This is a genomic window from Nonomuraea sp. LPB2021202275-12-8 (assembly GCF_037044575.1).
Classification (GTDB): domain Bacteria; phylum Actinomycetota; class Actinomycetes; order Streptosporangiales; family Streptosporangiaceae; genus Nonomuraea.
Genome location: NZ_JBAHWD010000008.1, coordinates 66,546 through 82,821, shown reverse-complemented (window position 1 = coordinate 82,821; position 16,276 = coordinate 66,546). Strand labels below are relative to the sequence as shown.

The following is a 16,276-nucleotide window of genomic DNA, read 5'->3' as shown; positions in this document are numbered from 1 at the left end:
TCGATAACGGTGCATCGTCCCTCTGCCGATGCTACGACCCGCGCACTCCGCGGCGAGGGACATCGGCGACCAACGGCAGGACTCGGTATGGAACCGGGGTATCCAGGGCGATGATCGAAGAAGTCCTGAGCACGCCCTGAACGTCCACGATCTGGTCGATAACCCTCTGCAGATCGGCGTTGGTCCGGGCCACCACCCGGCACAGCAGATCGCTGCCACCGGTGATGGTGTGCACCTCCAGCACCTCAGGGATGAGCGCCAGTCTATCCGCGACCGGGTCATGCCCGGCGACCTGCCGGATCTCCATCATGACGAACGCGGTGACGTCGTAGCCGAGCGCCTCGGTCGAGATGTCCGGGCCGAAGCCGGTGATGACCCCCCTGGCGGTCAGCCTGTCCAGCCTCGCCTGGACGGTGCCGCGGGCCACACCGAGTCTGCGTGAGCACTCCAGCACCCCGAGTCTCGGCTCGGCGGACAGCAGCGCGACCAACCGGGCGTCCAGCTCATCGATCGTCATGGTGTACAGATTCTCCGGCGACTTCGCTTCAGGGGTGGGCATATTGTCCACCGCTTGAAGTCACTCTTGCACAACTCGTCCAGGTAAAACGACAGTTGGCAGCATGAGTGATGTCTTTCCGGTGAACGGGATGGATGCCGTGGTGTTCGCCGTGGGCAACGCCAAGCAGGCGGCCCACTACTACTCGACGGCGTTCGGCATGAAGCTGGTGGCCTACCGGGGGCCGGAGAACGGCAGCCGCGACGAGGTCGCCTACGTGCTCACCTCGGGCAGCGCCAGGTTCGAGCTCCGGGCCTCGATCAGGCCCGGCGCCGAGATGGCCCGGCATGTGGCCGAGCACGGCGACGGGGTGATCGACCTGGCCCTGGAGGTTCCGGACGTGGAGGCCGCCTACCAGCACGCCGTCGCCAACGGCGCCCGTGGCCTGGCGGAGCCGTACACGATGGAGGACGAGCACGGGAAGGTGGTGCTCGCGGCGATCGCCACCTACGGCGAGACGCGCCACACGCTCGTCGACAGGTCCAACTACGGCGGCGCCTACCTGCCCGGCTACGTGCCCGCCGAGCCGCTCGTCGCCCCGCCCGCCACCAAGAACGGGCGGCTGTTCCAGGCCGTCGACCACTGCGTCGGCAACGTCGAGCTCGGCAAGATGGACGAGTGGGTGGACTTCTACCGCACCGTCATGGGCTTCACGAACATGGCGGAGTTCGTCGGTGACGACATCGCCACGGAATACTCGGCGCTGATGTCCAAGGTCGTGGCCGACGGCACCCGCAAGGTCAAGTTCCCGCTGAACGAGCCGGCCGTCAGCCGCAGGAAGTCGCAGATCGACGAGTATCTGGAGTTCTACGGCGGGCCCGGCGTGCAGCACATCGCGCTGGCCACCAACGACATCCTGACCACGGTCGACCACATGCGCGCGGCCGGCGTGGAGTTCCTCGACACGCCTGACTCCTACTACGACGATCCCGAGCTGCGCGGCCGCATCGGCAACGTGCGGGCGCCGATCGAGGAACTGAAGAAGCGCAAGATCCTCGTCGACCGGGACGAGGACGGCTACCTGCTGCAGATCTTCACCAAGCCGGTTCAGGACAGGCCCACGGTCTTCTTCGAGCTCATCGAGCGGCACGGCTCGCTCGGGTTCGGCAAGGGCAACTTCAAGGCGCTGTTCGAGGCCATCGAGCGCGAGCAGGAGCGTCGGGGCAACCTCTGAAGCCGGAGCGTCTCCCCGGCCGCCTGACTCGGCGTAGGCTTGCGGTCACGCACCGAAGGGAGACTGGCCGCAGATGAGGTCCACCAACCGGCAGGCCGCCGCGCTGGCCGCGCTGCTGAGCATGATCGCCTGCGGGCCGTCCAGCGGGGCGGCCCGCCCGGCTGAGCGGCTCTCCGCCCAGGTGGGGGCGCCAGGCATCGGCGATCCGGACTTCCCCCTCGACGGCAACGGCGGCTACGACGTCTCCCATTATTCGCTCAAGCTCGGCTACACCCCTTCCGGCAAGCGCCTCGACGGCGTGGCGACGATCAAGGCCACGGCCAAGCAGGCGCTGAAGCGGTTCAACCTCGACCTCAAGGGGTTCGAGGTGAGCGGGATCTCCGTCGACGGAGCGGCCGCCACGTTCTCCCGCGAGGAGCACGAGCTGACCGTCGCCCCTGCCACGCCGCTGCGTCAGGGGGCGGCCTTCACCGTCAAGGTCACCTACTCCGGCGTGCCCGAGCCGATCCAGAATTCCTCCAACCTCGGCAGCTACGGCTTCATCCCGACTCCGGACGGCGCGTTCGTGGCCTGCGAGCCCAACGGCGCCAAGACCTGGTTCCCCGGCAACGACCACCCCGCCGACAAGGCCACCTTCGACTTCGAGATCACCGTGCCCGAAGGCGTCACCGCGCTGGCCAACGGCGAGCTGACCGGCAAGCCGGAGACCGTGGACGGCAGGACCACCTTCAGGTGGCGCGAGGCGCACCCGATGACCACCTACCTGGCGACGGCCACGGTCGGCAAGTTCCAGCTGCGGCAGGGCAGGACCCCGGACGGCATCCGCAACCTGGCGGCGGTCGACCCCAAGTTCAACGACTCGCTCGACAGGCTCTACGAGGTCTCCGGCGAGATCACCGACTACTGGGGGACCGTGTTCGGCCCCTACCCGTTCTCCTCCACGGGCGGCGTGGTCGACGACTTCTCCGCCGGTTACGCGCTCGAGAACCAGACCAAGCCCCTCTACGGCGGATTCGACCCCGACGACGACATCATCGCCCACGAGCTGGCTCACCAGTGGTTCGGCAACAGCCTGAGCATCAAGCGCTGGCGGGACCTGTGGCTCAACGAGGGCTTCGCCACCTACGCCGAGTGGCTCTGGGCCGAGCACGAGGGCACCAACACCGCCGACGCCCTCTTCCAGACCTTCTACGCGCGCCAGGCGACCGACCCGATCTGGAAATACCCACCGGGCCGCGCCCAGCCCGGCGACCTGTTCAACGAGTCGGTCTACGGGCGGGGCGCCATGACCCTGCACGCCCTGCGCGAGGCCATCGGGGACGAGACCTTCTTCAAGGTGCTCAAGACCTGGGCCGGCGAGCACCAGTACGGCACCGTCACCACGGAGGAGTTCGTCGCACTGGCCGAGCGCCTGTCGGGCAAGCAGCTCGACTCGCTCTTCGACGCCTGGCTCTTCCAGCCCAGGCGCCCCACGATCTGACCGAGGCGCTACGGCGCCTGGTAGCTCTCCGCGGCCAGGATCAGCGCGGCCGCGCCGACCAGCCCGGCCTCCTGCCCCAGGGAGGCGGGCGTCACCTTGACACGGCGGGCGAAGTCCATCCGGGCGTGCTCGCGCAGCGCCTCCTCCAGCGGCCCGAAGAGCGGCTCGCCGGCCTGCGACAGGCCGCCGCCGATCGTCACGAGGTCCAGGTCGCACAGGTGGGTGGCGGACGCGATCGCGATACCCAGCGCTCGCCCGGCCCGCCGCATCGCGGCCACGGCCACCTCGTCGCCCGCCAGCGCGTCGGCGGCCAGCGCGCGTCCGGTGACCGCCCGATCCTCCCGGTACGGCTCCGCCCGCCCATCCGGCCCCGCCGAGTTCGGCGTCCACCCATGCGCCAGCGCCCACGCGGCGAGCGCCGGCCCCCTGGCGACCGCCTCCAGGCAGCCGTGGCCGCCGCATCCGCACGGCGGCCCACCGTCGGGCGCCACCACCACGTGTCCGATGTGCCCGGCGTTGCCGGTGCCGCCGTTGATCAGGCGCCCACCGAGGATGAGCCCACCGCCCACCCCGGTCGAGACCACCATGCCGAGCATGTCGGCGCTGCCCCGGCCGGCGCCCTGCCAGTGCTCGGCCACGGCCACGCAGACGGCGTCGTTGTGTATCCGTACAGGAATGCCGGGAAAGCGGGCCGCCAGCCTGGCGCGCAGCGGGAAGCCGCGCCAGCCGGGGATGTTGAGCGGTGACACCTCACCGTCCGGCCACGTCATCGGCCCGCCGCAGCCCACCCCCACGCCGTCGACCCCGCCGCAGAGGGGCTCGACCAGGTCGGCGAGGGTCTTCCACAGCGTCTCGGCGTCCGCGTCCAGCGGGGTGGCGACGCGCGCGGCCCGCTGCGGGATGCCGTCCGCGTCCACCAGGGCGGCGGCCATCTTGGTGCCGCCGACGTCGATCGCGAGGATCACTCGCCGCCCGCCGAGCCGGAGGAGAAGACCAGCACGGAGGCGGTGAAGCCGTGCACGTGGTTGTGACCGGCGACCGGGCCGACCTCGCCGGCGGCGAAGAAGCCGGCCATGCCGATGGGGCCCAGCGTGTCGCGCAGCGCGACGGGGTCGTGGTCGGCGGTGCCGAACATCGCCGAGCCCCTGCCGTTGCACGAGAACAGCAGCGCGCCGTCGACCCTGCCGAGCTCCTCCCGGTGCGCGTCCAGCAGGTCGTAGAGGTCCTCGTCGGCGGTGGCGGCGTCGCGCACCTGGAAACGCACGGTCCGGCCGACGTCCACGATGTCGCCGATGGCCACGGCCTCGCGTTCGGGGTCGATCCCGATCACTCCTCTGATCAGGAAGTCGCCGCGTTCGTGGCGTTCGGCGTACTCGTCCATGGCCACGCCGATCTGCAGGCCGGCGGCCACCAGTTCGCGGTCGTCCTCGTCGAGCTCGCTGACGATGTCCTCCAGGCGGGACAGCGCGGGCTGCCCGGCCAGCTCCAGCAGCAGGTTCTCCTCGCAGCGGGTGACGACCATGCTGGGTCCGATCGGGCGGCAACCCTGGCTGACCACGGTGCTCACCCGCACGGCGCCGCTGATCAGCACGCCGATGGCGCCCTCGGTGTACACCTCGCCGTCGGCGAACAGCCGGACGGACCCGCGGCCCTGCAGCCCGTTGGCCAGCCCGCCGATCAGCGGCAGGTCGCCGAGCACCTCCACGGACCGTTCGACGAAGGCGTCCGTCGGGAAGGAGTAGGGGTCCGCCAGGATGATCGCCACATGGTCGTCGACGCCGCGCTCGGGCAGCCCGACGACCACGAACCTGTCCTCGGCGGTCAGCGTCTCCAGCGCGAACGTGGTGATCTCCGCCCCTTCGAGGGTGGCCGCCCAGGCGCTCACGGCGGGCGTCAGCTCCACCCCCTGCCCGTCCCCGATCACTCCGGTGGCGCTGCAACCGATCACCTGTGCCTCGGGCGCCAGCCTCATCGCGCGCTCGCCGGCTCTGGCGACGTCATCCGGATCGTCACCGCAGATGAAGAAGCAGACCAGGTCGGCTTGACCGCTGAGCCTCGCCAGCGCCTGGCCGACGGCCCTCTCCGCAGCTGTCACCAGGTCGGAATCCACGGCGAGGCCGTCAGCGAAGCGGCTCGTCATCAGTGCCACGCCTCTCGCCTCCCTCGGCAGGTCCAAGTTCCCTAGGCCCGATTCTCCCCACTAAAGGGACAAGCACGCACACGAACCGTCCCGCAATAGTCAAGATCCGAAATCTCCGCCAGATGCGAAACTCTCCCCGCATGGCCCGCGGGGGACGTAGTCTCGATCCCGTGCATCAGCCTCGTATTCTTCGCGAGTTGCGAGAGAGCGGCCACGTTCATCGCACCGTCAAAGCCGAGGTCCGCGAAAACCTGCTGGCCAAGCTCCGAGCGGGCGAGCCCCGTTTTCCAGGCATCGTGGGCTTCGACGACTCCGTCCTGCCCCATCTCGAACGTGCCCTGCTCGCCGGGCACGACCTGGTCCTGCTCGGTGAGCGCGGCCAGGGCAAGACCCGGCTCATCCGCACGGTGACCGGCCTACTCGACGAGTGGACTCCGGTCGTCGAGGGCTGCGAGATCAACGACCATCCGTTCGCCCCTGCCTGCAGTCGCTGCCTGGCACTGGCGCGCGAGCTGGGCGATGAGCTCCCCGTGGCGTGGAAGCACCGTGACGAGCGCTACGGCGAGAAGCTCGCCACCCCCGACACCTCCGTGGGCGACCTGATCGGCGACATCGACCCGATCAAGATCGCCGAGGGACGCACGCTCGGCGACCCGGAGACCGTGCACTACGGCCTGGTCCCGCGCACCAACCGGGGCGTCTTCTCCGTCAACGAGCTGCCCGACCTGGCCGAGCGCATCCAGGTCTCGCTGCTCAACGTGCTGGAGGAGCGCGACATCCAGGTGCGCGGCTACAACCTGCGGCTGCCGCTCGACATCCTGCTCATCGCCAGCGCCAACCCCGAGGACTACACCAACAGGGGCCGGATCATCACGCCGTTGAAGGACCGGTTCGGCGCCGAGATCCGCACCCACTACCCGCTCACGATCGAGGACGAGCTCACGCTCATCCGGCAGGAGTCCATGCCGGACATCGGGGCCGACATCCCCGAGCACCTGATCGAGGCGATCGCCAGGTTCACCCGGCTGGTCCGCGAGTCCACGGCCGTCGACGCCCGCTCCGGCGTGTCGGCACGCTTCTCGATCGCGGCCGCCGAGACCGCCTCGGCCTCGGCCGTGCGCAGGGCGGCGATCACCGGTGAGGACCATGCGGTGGCCCGGGTGTGCGACCTGGCCACGGTCGTCCACAGCCTGCGCGGCAAGGTGGAGTTCGAGGTCAGCGAGGAGGGCAGGGAGACCGAGATCCTGGCCCACCTCCTGCGCCGGGCCACCGCCGAGACGTTCAGGAGCCGGCTGGGCGGGATGGACCTGTCACCGCTCACCGACAAGTTCGCCGAGGGCAACCAGGTGGAGTCGGGCGAGCTGATCCCCGCCGGGGAGCTGCTGCACCGGATCGGTCCGGTCAACGGCCTGGCCAAGATCATGTCCAGGCTGGGCATGGGCGCGGGCGAGGAGTCCCCCGGCCACGCGGCGGCGGCGCTGGAGTTCACCCTGGAGGGCCTCTACCTCATGCGCCGGCTGTCGAAGGACGACCTCGACGGAGTCGCCGTCTACCGGACGTGAACATCGGGGCGGTCTCGCGCGTCATAGTGGTCGACTGATCGCTTCGTCGGGGGGAGACCGCCCATGCGCCTGCTTGCCTGCGCCACCACCGCCGCCCTTGCCCTGTGCGGGCTCGCCGTGCCCGCCGGGGCGACGGCCACGACCGTCGTGTACGGCTACGCCTGGTCCGACGGCGCGGACCGGCTCCGCGTGCTGCCGCGGTCGGCCACGCTCGTACGGAGGTCCGGCTACCTGCTCTACCGGCTCAAGGCCATCCCCAAGGCCAAGGAGCTGAAGCTCGACTACTCCGGGGCCGCCTACCGCCGCGTCACGACCGCCTGCGACCTGAAGGAGACCGAGGGCCGGGTCGCGGTGGACCGCAAGGGCTTCGGCAAGACCGTCTGCGAGCCCGGCGACCTGGCCGCCACTCTGCTGCGCGGCCCGGTCCCCGTCCGCGTCCACTACTCGGGCGGCAAGGCCGTCCAGGTCAGCGAGTTCCTGACCGAGGCCCCGAAACTCAGCGTCGTACGCGGCACGGTCAAGCGGGTCGACGACCGGACGGTCCTGTTCACCAGAGGCGGAAAGACCAGCAAGCTCGGCTACACGCACGTGCTGTCCTTCAGCCGCGTGACGGCCCGCTGCGACTCCGGCTGGCTCAGCGGCAGGCCCGTCAACGCGGACAGGAACGGTCTGGGCAGGAAGGACTGCCAGGCGGCCGACTTCACCGGGGCGCTGAAGAAGCTCAAGCATCCGGTGCTGGTGCAGATCGACTATCAGCCCGGCAGCGGCCAGGTGTTCCAGGTGTGGGAGGTGTTCGGGGACGCATAGCGGTGCAACTCGGGTTAGCGTGGGTTCGTGACGGCCTACCGCTATGGCGAGTTCCACGATGGCCCGGACCCCCTTGCCCCGCCGTACGACGTGCGTGCGGCCCTCGACGAGATGGGCGACGCCATCCTGTCCGGTTCCACGCCCGTGCACGCCCTGCGCGACCTGCTCAAGCGCGGGCTGCCGGGCGCGCAGGACCGCCGGGGTCTGGACGACATGCTCAGAGAGGTACGGCGGCGCCGCCGGGAGTTGCGCGAACGCGGCCGGCTCGACGGCACCCTGGAGCAGGCGCGGGCGCTGCTGGACAAGGCCATCGGGCAGGAGCGCGCCGAGCTGTTCCCGGACCCGTCCGACGACGCCCGCCTGCGCGAGGCCGAGCTCGACGCCGTGCCGGACGACACCGCCAGCGCCATCCAGCAGCTGACCCCCTACGAATGGCGCTCCGCCGCGGCCAGGCAGACCTTCCAGGAGCTGCGTGACCTGCTGCGGCGGGAGGTGCTCGACAGCCAGTTCAAGGGGCTGCGCGACGCGCTGGCCGATCCGGATCCGGAGGCGATGGAGCGGGTCCGCCAGATGATGTCGGATCTGAACGACATGCTGGACAAGGACGCCCGCGGCGAGCACCAACAAGCCGATTTCGACGCTTTCATGGCGAAATATGGGGACCTGTTTCCGGAGAAGCCGCGGAACCTCAACGAGCTCGTCGACGTCCTGGCCCGCCGCGCCGCCGCCACACAGCGCATGCTCGCCTCGATGACCCCGCGCCAGCGCGAGGAGCTCGGCAACCTGATCAACCAGACCCTCGACCAGGCCGGACTCTCCGACCAGATGCGCCGGCTCGGCGAGGCCCTCGCCGCGCGCCGCCCCGACCTCGCGTGGGACTCCAGCGAGCGGATGACGGGCGAGGAGCCGCTCGGCATGGGCGACGCGGTCACCGCCCTGGAGGAGCTGGCCGACCTCTCCCAGCTGGAGAGCGCGCTGCGTCAGGACTACCCCGGGGCCAGGCTCGACGACATCGACGAGGCCGCGGTCCGCCGCGCCCTCGGCCGCTCGGCGGTCGACGACCTGGAAGGGCTCAAGCGGATCGAGCGGGAGCTGGAGGAGCAGGGCTACCTGCTTCGCCGCCGCGGCAAGCTGGAGCTCACCCCCAAGGCCGTGCGACGGCTCGGCGAGACCGCGCTGCGCCGGGTGTTCTCGTCCCTGGACGCCGGTCGGCGCGGCGACCACGACCAGCACGACGCGGGCTCGGCAGGCGAGCTAACCGGCTCCTCGCGCCCCTGGCGCTTCGGCGACGAGCAGCCGATCGACGTGGTCCGCACCCTGGTCAACGGCGTGCGCGGCGGCGGCCTGCGCACCGCTCCCGGTCAGGGCGCGTCCGTACGCCTGTCCGTGGACGACTTCGAGGTGGCCGAGACCGAGCGGCGCAGCGCGGCGGCCATCTGCCTGCTGGTGGACCTGTCCTACTCGATGGCCCTGCGCGGCACCTGGGCCGCGGCCAAGCAGACGGCGCTGGCCCTGCAGGCGCTGGTGGCCTCGAAGTTCCCGCAGGACGCCGTACAGATCATCGGCTTCTCCAACTACGCGCGGGTCCTGCAGCCGGACGAGCTCGCCGGCCTCGACTGGGACATGGTGCAGGGCACCAACCTGCACCACGCGCTGCTGATCGCGGGCCGCCACCTGGACCGCCACCCCGACTTCGAGCCGGTGGTGCTCGTGGTCACCGACGGAGAGCCCACCGCCCACCTGATGCGCAACGGGCGCTCGGCCTTCGAATGGCCGCCGTCATCGGAGACGCTTGAGCTGACGCTGGCCGAAGTGGACAAGATGACCCGCCGCCGCGCCACGATCAACATCTTCATGCTGGCCGGCGACGACCGGCTCAAGGAGTTCGTGGACGAGGTGGCGCGGCGCAACGGAGGGCGCGTCTTCTCCCCCAGCGCGGACCGGCTGGGCGAGTATGTGGTGAGCGACTTCCTGCGCGTGCGCCGGGCACGCTGACCTGCCGCGACGGCGGTCAGGCGTCGATGAAGCGGGTGTAGAAGTCGAGCGCGACGTCGAAGCCGTCACGGCAGTTGCGGTGGGATCGATAGCAGGGTCGCCACGCGCTGCTGGCGCCCACGCCCGCGCGGGCGTCGGCCAGCGCCGCGGGCACCCGCTCCGGCCTGGGCAGCAGCCCACCGCCCAGATAGCGGACCCCGGTCAGCTCGGTGTGCTCGCCGGGCCCCCCGGAGCCGAAGCGGCCCAGCCGCCACCCGCTCTCCTCGTCCCACACCAGCGCGGCGCCGTCCGCCAGGCGGACCGTCGCCTCACGCGGATCGCAGGGGCCCTCCCACCAGTCGGCGGCCTCGGCTCCGAGCAGCTCGACGACTAGCCGCACGTAGCAGACCGGCTGCTGCAGCCACTCATCGGTATACGGCTCGACGTGCCTGATGGCCACGGACGGCACCTCCTTGTGCCCAGAAAGTAAGGAAAGACCAGCGGAGAACAACGATACCCGCGACGAACTTATGCCGATGCACATGCGTCTAGTCATTACGGACGGTATTTCCGCCCGACACGGGGAAGGAGGGGTGCCTTATGATCGCCATCGTCCTGATTTCGCTGATGGTCCTCGCCATCGTCGCCACGGAGCTGATCATGCGCTGCTCCCCTGACAGTAAAGAGAGTGTCGAGTCCCCGGTCGAGATCGCCGGGGACTAGTCTCAGCCCATGTCGAACCTGTTTCTCTGGCTGCACATCGGCTTCGCCGTCTTCACGATCGGACCGCTGACCGCCGCCACCATGGCCGCGCCGCGCGCCATCCGCAACGACAACGTGCCCGTGGTGCAGAACATCCAGCGCACCACCAGGATCTACGGAGTCGCGTCGCTGGGCGTGCTCGTGTTCGGAGTGGTGCTCGGCGTGGTCATGGGCGGCGGAGTTCTCGGCCGGTGGAACATGACGGCGTCGATGACGCTCTTCATCGTCGCCGTCGTGCTGCTCTTCATCATCGATCGCGACCTGCGCGGCGCTCTCCTCGCCCTTCAGAGCGAGGAGAAGGGCGACGACGCGAAGATGCAGACCGGCCGGATCGCCGCCATCAGCGGGCTGCTGGCGGTGATCTGGCTGGCGATCCTCTTCCTGATGGTGTGGCCTGACTAGCCGAGCGCCCGCGTCAGGTCGGTGAGCAGGTCGTCGACCGTCTCGATGCCGACCGACAGCCGCACCAGGTCACCGGGAACCTCCAGCGGCGAGCCCGCCGCGGAGGCGTGCGTCATCCTGCCCGGGTGCTCGATGAGCGACTCGACGCCACCGAGCGACTCGCCCAGCGTGAACAGCGAGGTCCTGTTGCACACCTCGACGGCCTCGGCCTCGCCTCCGGCCACCCGGAACGACACCATGCCGCCGAACCTCTTCATCTGCTTGGCGGCCACCTCGTGCCCGGCGTGCTCGCCCAGCCCCGGATAGAGCACCTGGGTCACACGCGGGTGCGCGAGCAGCAGGTCGACGACCCGCTCGGCGTTGTCGCAGTGGCGGTCCATGCGCACGCCCAGCGTCTTGAGCCCGCGCAGCGTCAGCCACGCGTCGAACGGCCCGGCCACCGCGCCCATCGCGTTCTGGTGGTAGGCGAGCTCGTCGCCGAGCCCCTTGTCGGCCGCGACCAGCGCGCCGCCGACCACGTCGGAATGGCCGCCGACGTACTTGGTCGTCGAGTGCACCACGACGTCCGCGCCGAGCGCGAGCGGCTGCTGGAGGTACGGCGAGGCGAAGGTGTTGTCGACGACCAGCAGCGAGCCGTTCTCGTGCGCGAGCTGGGCCAGGGCCGCGATGTCGGCGATGCCGAGCAGCGGGTTGGTGGGCGTCTCGACCCAGATGATCTTCGTCTTCTGCGTCAGCGCCGACGCCACCGCGTCCAGGTCGCCGAGCGGCACCGGGTCGAAGTGCAGGTCCCAGCGCTGGTGCACCTTGGCGAAGAGCCTGTAGGTGCCACCGTAGGCATCGTTGGGGATGACGACGTGATCCTGGGGCTTGCACAGCGCACGGAGCAGGGTGTCCTCGGCGGCCAGCCCCGAGGCGAACGCCAGCCCGCGCGCCCCGCCCTCCACCGCGGCCAGCGCCTCTTCGAGCGCGGTCCTCGTGGGATTGGCCGAGCGGCTGTATTCGTATCCCGAACGCAGGCCACCCACGCCGTCCTGCTTGTAGGTGGACGTGGCATATATCGGCGGCACCACCGCGCCGGTCACAGGATCGGGCTCCTGACCTGCGTGGATCGCCAGGGTTTCGAAACCATTCGTCATACCGCCACGGTAACGGACGCGGCCCGGGGTCCGTTCCCCCGGCGGGCCCCGGGCCGGGCACCGCCCCCGGCAGTGCCCGTCAGGCTCGCGCGCGAGCCGGCTTCACGCCGCCGTGGGCTCCTTCGCGGGCGCCTCGCGGTCTTCGCCCCTGCCGCGCGGCAGCCGTACGACGTCCGCGTGAATGTGGCGCCCGCTGGCGCCCTCCGCGCGCTCACCGTTGATGCGCGAGAGCAGGACGGGGTCGGTCAGCGCCAGCAGCACCCCGATGACCAGCCCGACACCCAGCAGTACGAATCCGATGACCACCATCGTTTGCCCCCTTCCGGCCCTTCCAGGATGGGCGCGGCGCCCCCGGTCCCGCCTCGGCTGAAGGACGGGTCCGCCGCCTCCCCGATCGGCCGAATGGTCGATACGACCTATCCGACTTGCGGCTTAGGCTCGGTGCCGTGCGGGATTCCAAGAGCGTCGCCTACTGGATCGGCCGGCTGAGCGAGTTCGCGATGCTCGGCTGGCTCGGCATGATGCTCCTGGCCGACCTCGCCGTCGCCGTGGGCGCCGGCGGGCTCCAGTTCCTCGTGTTCGGTTGCGGGATCGCCGGCATCGCGGCCGTGGTGCTGCGCCGCCGGTACCGGGCGGAGACGTTCGGCATCATGTCCGGCCTCTCCATGATCACCTCGCTGATCATGGCGGCCACCGACGTCTCCGGCATGCCGGGAGCGGCCGAGACGGGCGCGCTGCTCATCCTGATCCTCGGCGTGCTCCGCCACGTCGAACCGGTCAGGAACGCGGCGATCATGGCCTGCGGCGGGCTCATCGTCCTCATGACCGAAGCACTGGCCCGCGCCTCGGCGGGCGAGGCGCTCGCCTACTCGTTCGTGCTCTTCGTCGCGTGGTCCACGGTCGCCGGAGCCGGCGGCTACCTCCGTTTCCAGCAGGAGCGCCGCAACGAGGCCGTCCATTCCGTACGGCGCGCCGAACGCCTGGAACTGGCCAGGGAGCTGCACGACCTGGTGGCCCACCACATCACCGGCATCGTCGTGCAGGCCCAGGCGGCCCGGACCGTCGCCGAGACCAGCCCGGCAGCAGTGGTGCCCGCGCTCGACGCCATCGCCACGGCCGGGAGCGAGGCACTGACCTCGATGCGCCGCATGGTCACCGTGCTGAGAGCCGACGAGGCCGCCCGCACACCCGGCACCTCGCTCGGCGACCTGCGACTGCTGACCGAACGGTTCTCCGTGGAGGGGCCGAAGGTGGCGTTCGAGATCGGGCAGGGCCTCGACGACCACACGCTCGCCCCGGAGGTGTTGACGACCCTGCACCGGGTGCTGCTGGAGGCGCTCACCAACGTCCGCAAGCACGCCCCGCACACCGGCTGGATCGAGGCCGACCTGCGGCGCCACGACACCGCCGTGGTGCTGCGGGTGCGCAACTACGACTCAGCCGCCGACCCCCGGCTCGCCCGCCTCGGCGGCGGCTTCGGCCTCGTCGGCATGGCGGAGCGGGTGGAGGCGCTCGGCGGCCATCTCGACGCCGGCCCCACGCACGAAGGCGCCTGGGAGGTCCGCGCCGAGTTCCGCCTCACCTGACCCCTCCCCACGCCGCCTCCCTGCATAGGCCCGCCGGAACGCCGCCTCCCCAGAGAGGCGATCACCCTGGCCGGGCCCCGTCCCGGCGCGCAGGCCGCGGGAACTGAGACCACGGTGCCGCCGCGCAGGCTGTCCGAGCGCGCCACGGGGAGGGGCTCGGCACCGTGATCGACTCGATCAGGAACCTAGTGGTTGGCCAGGAAGGCGAGCAGGTCCTGCCGGGTGAGCAGCCCGGCGGGCTTGCCGTCTTCCAGCACGACCGCGGCGTCCGCCTTCTCCAGGGCCTCGACCGCCATGGACACCGGCTCACCGCTGCCGATCATCGGCAGGGGCGACGACATGTGCTGCGAGATCAGGTCGTCGGAGGAGAGCTTGCCGTGGTAGAGGGCGTCGAGGAGGTCGCGCTCGACGATCGAGCCGACCACCTCGGCCGCCATCACCGGCGGCTCCTCCTTCATCACCGGAAGCTGGGACACCGAGTATTCGCGCATGATCGAGATCGCCGTGCCCACCGACTCGTGCGGGTGCGCGTGCACGAACTTCGGCAGCCCCTCCCCCTTACGGGCGAGCACGTCGCGCACCAGGCCCTCATCCGAGGAGGTGGTCAGGAAGCCGTAGTCGGCCATCCAGTCGTCGTTGAAGATCTTCGACAGGTAGCCCCGGCCGCCGTCGGGCAGCAGCACCACGACCACGTCGTCCGGCCCCGCCCCGGCGGCCACCTGGAGCGCCGCGACCACGGCCATCCCGCAGGAGCCGCCGACCAGCAGCCCCTCCTCGCGGGCGAGCCTGCGGGTCATGTTGAAGGAGTCCTTGTCGGACACCGCGATGATCTCGTCGCAGATCTTGGTGTCGTAGGTGGCCGGCCAGATGTCCTCGCCGACCCCTTCCACCAGGTACGGCCTGCCGGAGCCGCCCGAATAGACGGAGCCCTCCGGGTCCGCGCCGATGATCTTCACGCGACCGTCGGAGACCTCCTTGAGGTAGCGGCCGATGCCGCTGATCGTGCCACCGGTGCCGATGCCCGCGACGAAGTGGGTGATCCTGCCCTCGGTGTGCTCCCAGATCTCGGGCCCCGTCGAGAAGTAGTGGGAGTCGGGGTTGTTGACGTTGGAATACTGGTCCGGCTTCCAGGCGTTCGGGACCTCGCGGGCCAGCCGGTCGGAGACGGAGTAGTAGGAGTCCGGGTGGTCGGGCGAGACCGCGGTCGGGCAGACCACCACTTCGGCGCCGTACGCGCGCAGCACCGAGATCTTGTCCTGGGCGACCTTGTCTGGCACCACGAACAGGCACTTGTAGCCCCGCTGCTGGGCCACGATGGCCAGGCCGACGCCGGTGTTGCCGGACGTCGGCTCGACGATGACACCGCCGGGCCGCAGCTCGCCCGACGCCTCGGCGGCGTCGATCATGCGGACGGCGATGCGGTCCTTGACCGACCCGCCCGGGTTGAAGTACTCGACCTTGGCGAGCACCTGAGCGGGCACTCCCGCCGAAACCTTGTGCAACCGGACGAGTGGGGTGTTGCCCATCAGCTCGACCAGGGAATCATAAACGCGCACCGAGGTGTTCACCTTCTTTACCAAAGCTTGATCAGCTAGTCCGAGGCCGAGATCCCGTACGGGTGGCAGGCGCTCGGCTAGTTTCATGCAAACGCTACCGCCGAGTTCGGTTGGGGGAACACACGTGGTCTGGGCAGCGGGCATGGCGCGGGCCGCACGAAGGATCGCCACTGCCGCCGCGCTGGGCGGGGGCGGCCTCACGGCACTCGGAGTCACCGCATACGGACTGCTGATCGCCGAGAGCCTGCTGGCGCGGAAGACCATCGGACGCCCGCACGGACTGGACGGCCCCGCCGCCGACGGCGTCTACGGCGACTTCCCGGGCGAGCCGATGACACTGACCATGCTGGGCGACTCCCTGTCCGTCGGGCTCGGCATGTCCGATCCCGCCAGGACGCCGGGCGTGTTGCTCGCCAACGGGCTCGCCGCGGTCGCCGAACGCCCGGTGCGGCTGTGCGTCGTCGGCAAGTCGGGCGCGCCCTCGGCCGAGCTGGACGAGCAGGTGGACGCCGCGCTGCTGATGCGGCCGGACGTGGCCGTCATCTTCGTCGGCGCCAACGACGTCATCACCCAGACCGCGCCCGCCACCGCCGTGCGGCACCTGATCAAGGCGGTGCGGCGGCTGCGCGAGGTGGGCGCCGAGGTGGTCGTCGGCACCTGCCCCGACCTCGGCACGGTCCGGCCCATCGCCCAGCCGCTGCGCTGGGTGGCCCGGCGCTGGAGCCGCCAGATCGCCGCCGCGCAGACGGTCGCGGTGGTCGACGCGGGTGGCCGTACGGTGGCGTTCGCCGACCTCCTGGGCCCCGAATTCCACACAAACCCGGGCGAGATGTTCGGACCGGATCGTTTCCATCCATCTGACCGAGGCTACGCACAGGCCGCTTACGCGGTGCTACCTTCTGTATGCGCTGCGTTGGGGTTGTGGCCCGAGCCGCGACCCGCGCGCGGCGAAGGACTGCAACCGATCTACCTTGCGGCGGCCACGGCCGCGGAGGAGCCCGGCACCGAGGTTTCCGCGAGCCGGGTCGACGGACGGGCGACCGGCATCCACGGCAAGTGGGCGACGTTGTTCCGCCGGCGGCTCGGGGAAGGGCTTAACGACGCCTGACCCCGGTCACCCTCCGAGCTGGAGCCGTCACTC

At 70.4% G+C, this 16,276-nt stretch carries 16 protein-coding genes; 9 read left to right on the top strand and 7 right to left on the bottom strand.

The window, feature by feature from the left end:
- Nucleotides 1-31 precede the first annotated feature (31 nt).
- The gene (locus V5E28_RS17570; protein WP_336207996.1) at nucleotides 32-517 is read right to left on the bottom strand and encodes an Lrp/AsnC family transcriptional regulator; all 486 of its coding nucleotides are present in this window, start codon (nucleotides 515-517) and stop codon (nucleotides 32-34) included.
- Nucleotides 518-620: 103 nt separating this feature from the next.
- Here V5E28_RS17570 and hppD point away from each other — a divergent pair, with 103 nt between their 5' ends.
- Entirely contained in the window at nucleotides 621-1,730 is a 1,110-nt protein-coding gene (gene hppD, locus V5E28_RS17565; RefSeq protein WP_336207995.1) for a 4-hydroxyphenylpyruvate dioxygenase, read from the top strand.
- 73 nt (nucleotides 1,731-1,803) lie between these two features.
- Nucleotides 1,804-3,210: a M1 family metallopeptidase gene (locus V5E28_RS17560; RefSeq protein ID WP_336207994.1), complete on the top strand. Its 1,407-nt coding sequence runs from the start codon at nucleotides 1,804-1,806 to the stop codon at nucleotides 3,208-3,210.
- Between the two features lie 8 nt (nucleotides 3,211-3,218).
- Here the strand turns inward: V5E28_RS17560 and V5E28_RS17555 are convergent, their stop codons facing one another.
- Nucleotides 3,219-4,175 carry an ROK family protein gene (locus V5E28_RS17555; RefSeq protein ID WP_336207993.1) on the bottom strand — a complete coding sequence of 319 codons (957 nt, stop codon included), beginning with the start codon at nucleotides 4,173-4,175 and terminating at the stop codon, nucleotides 3,219-3,221.
- On the bottom strand, nucleotides 4,172-5,350 hold the full coding sequence (locus tag V5E28_RS17550; RefSeq protein ID WP_336208192.1) for an FIST signal transduction protein: 1,179 nt from the start codon (nucleotides 5,348-5,350) through the stop codon (nucleotides 4,172-4,174). Before V5E28_RS17550 ends, V5E28_RS17555 begins: the two co-directional genes overlap by 4 nt.
- Before the next feature lie 140 nt (nucleotides 5,351-5,490).
- On the opposite strand from V5E28_RS17550, the gene V5E28_RS17545 reads away from it, so the two are divergent.
- From V5E28_RS17545 to V5E28_RS17535, 3 genes are all read left to right on the top strand, one after another.
- Nucleotides 5,491-6,912 carry a sigma 54-interacting transcriptional regulator gene (locus tag V5E28_RS17545; RefSeq protein WP_336208191.1) on the top strand — a complete coding sequence of 474 codons (1,422 nt, stop codon included), beginning with the start codon at nucleotides 5,491-5,493 and terminating at the stop codon, nucleotides 6,910-6,912.
- 63 nt (nucleotides 6,913-6,975) lie between these two features.
- Nucleotides 6,976-7,719: a hypothetical protein gene (locus V5E28_RS17540; RefSeq protein WP_336207992.1), complete on the top strand. Its 744-nt coding sequence runs from the start codon at nucleotides 6,976-6,978 to the stop codon at nucleotides 7,717-7,719.
- Between the two features lie 27 nt (nucleotides 7,720-7,746).
- Complete coding sequence (locus tag V5E28_RS17535; protein ID WP_336207991.1) at nucleotides 7,747-9,714, top strand: vWA domain-containing protein; 1,968 nt, start codon at nucleotides 7,747-7,749, stop codon at nucleotides 9,712-9,714.
- Nucleotides 9,715-9,730: 16 nt separating this feature from the next.
- On the opposite strand, the gene V5E28_RS17530 is transcribed toward V5E28_RS17535, so the two are convergent.
- The gene (locus V5E28_RS17530) at nucleotides 9,731-10,153 is read right to left on the bottom strand and encodes a DUF6292 family protein (RefSeq protein WP_336207990.1); all 423 of its coding nucleotides are present in this window, start codon (nucleotides 10,151-10,153) and stop codon (nucleotides 9,731-9,733) included.
- A gap of 140 nt (nucleotides 10,154-10,293) precedes the next feature.
- Between V5E28_RS17530 and V5E28_RS17525 the strand changes: the two genes are divergently transcribed.
- Nucleotides 10,294-10,416, top strand: coding sequence for a hypothetical protein (locus tag V5E28_RS17525; RefSeq protein WP_336207989.1), 123 nt, complete (start codon nucleotides 10,294-10,296; stop codon nucleotides 10,414-10,416).
- Nucleotides 10,417-10,425: 9 nt separating this feature from the next.
- Nucleotides 10,426-10,857, top strand: coding sequence for a hypothetical protein (locus tag V5E28_RS17520; RefSeq protein WP_336207988.1), 432 nt, complete (start codon nucleotides 10,426-10,428; stop codon nucleotides 10,855-10,857).
- On the opposite strand, the gene V5E28_RS17515 is transcribed toward V5E28_RS17520, so the two are convergent.
- Nucleotides 10,854-11,993, bottom strand: a complete 1,140-nt coding sequence (locus V5E28_RS17515) for a cystathionine gamma-synthase (protein ID WP_336207987.1) — start codon at nucleotides 11,991-11,993, stop codon at nucleotides 10,854-10,856. The two genes, V5E28_RS17520 and V5E28_RS17515, sit on opposite strands and share 4 nt — an antisense overlap.
- A gap of 102 nt (nucleotides 11,994-12,095) precedes the next feature.
- Entirely contained in the window at nucleotides 12,096-12,302 is a 207-nt protein-coding gene (locus V5E28_RS17510) for a hypothetical protein (protein WP_336207986.1), read from the bottom strand.
- Between the two features lie 137 nt (nucleotides 12,303-12,439).
- On the opposite strand from V5E28_RS17510, the gene V5E28_RS17505 reads away from it, so the two are divergent.
- Nucleotides 12,440-13,579 carry a sensor histidine kinase gene (locus V5E28_RS17505; protein ID WP_336207985.1) on the top strand — a complete coding sequence of 380 codons (1,140 nt, stop codon included), beginning with the start codon at nucleotides 12,440-12,442 and terminating at the stop codon, nucleotides 13,577-13,579.
- A gap of 185 nt (nucleotides 13,580-13,764) precedes the next feature.
- On the opposite strand, the gene V5E28_RS17500 is transcribed toward V5E28_RS17505, so the two are convergent.
- Complete coding sequence (locus V5E28_RS17500) at nucleotides 13,765-15,135, bottom strand: cystathionine beta-synthase (protein WP_336207984.1); 1,371 nt, start codon at nucleotides 15,133-15,135, stop codon at nucleotides 13,765-13,767.
- 124 nt (nucleotides 15,136-15,259) lie between these two features.
- On the opposite strand from V5E28_RS17500, the gene V5E28_RS17495 reads away from it, so the two are divergent.
- Nucleotides 15,260-16,243 (top strand): SGNH/GDSL hydrolase family protein, encoded by a 984-nt coding sequence (locus V5E28_RS17495; RefSeq protein WP_336207983.1) that lies wholly within the window; start codon nucleotides 15,260-15,262, stop codon nucleotides 16,241-16,243.
- The last annotated feature ends 33 nt before the right edge of the window (nucleotides 16,244-16,276 follow it).

What these genes read in the sequence shown, in the direction of transcription:
- V5E28_RS17570 (WP_336207996.1), bottom strand. Translation starts at nt 517, where the DNA reads ATGACGATCGATGAGCTGGACGCCCGGTTGGTCGCGCTGCTGTCCGCC.
- hppD (WP_336207995.1), top strand. Translation starts at nt 621, where the DNA reads ATGAGTGATGTCTTTCCGGTGAACGGGATGGATGCCGTGGTGTTCGCC.
- V5E28_RS17560 (WP_336207994.1), top strand. Translation starts at nt 1,804, where the DNA reads ATGAGGTCCACCAACCGGCAGGCCGCCGCGCTGGCCGCGCTGCTGAGC.
- V5E28_RS17550 (WP_336208192.1), bottom strand. Translation starts at nt 5,350, where the DNA reads ATGACGAGCCGCTTCGCTGACGGCCTCGCCGTGGATTCCGACCTGGTG.
- V5E28_RS17545 (WP_336208191.1), top strand. Translation starts at nt 5,491, where the DNA reads ATGGCCCGCGGGGGACGTAGTCTCGATCCCGTGCATCAGCCTCGTATT.
- V5E28_RS17540 (WP_336207992.1), top strand. Translation starts at nt 6,976, where the DNA reads ATGCGCCTGCTTGCCTGCGCCACCACCGCCGCCCTTGCCCTGTGCGGG.
- V5E28_RS17525 (WP_336207989.1), top strand. Translation starts at nt 10,294, where the DNA reads ATGATCGCCATCGTCCTGATTTCGCTGATGGTCCTCGCCATCGTCGCC.
- V5E28_RS17520 (WP_336207988.1), top strand. Translation starts at nt 10,426, where the DNA reads ATGTCGAACCTGTTTCTCTGGCTGCACATCGGCTTCGCCGTCTTCACG.
- V5E28_RS17515 (WP_336207987.1), bottom strand. Translation starts at nt 11,993, where the DNA reads ATGACGAATGGTTTCGAAACCCTGGCGATCCACGCAGGTCAGGAGCCC.
- V5E28_RS17510 (WP_336207986.1), bottom strand. Translation starts at nt 12,302, where the DNA reads ATGGTGGTCATCGGATTCGTACTGCTGGGTGTCGGGCTGGTCATCGGG.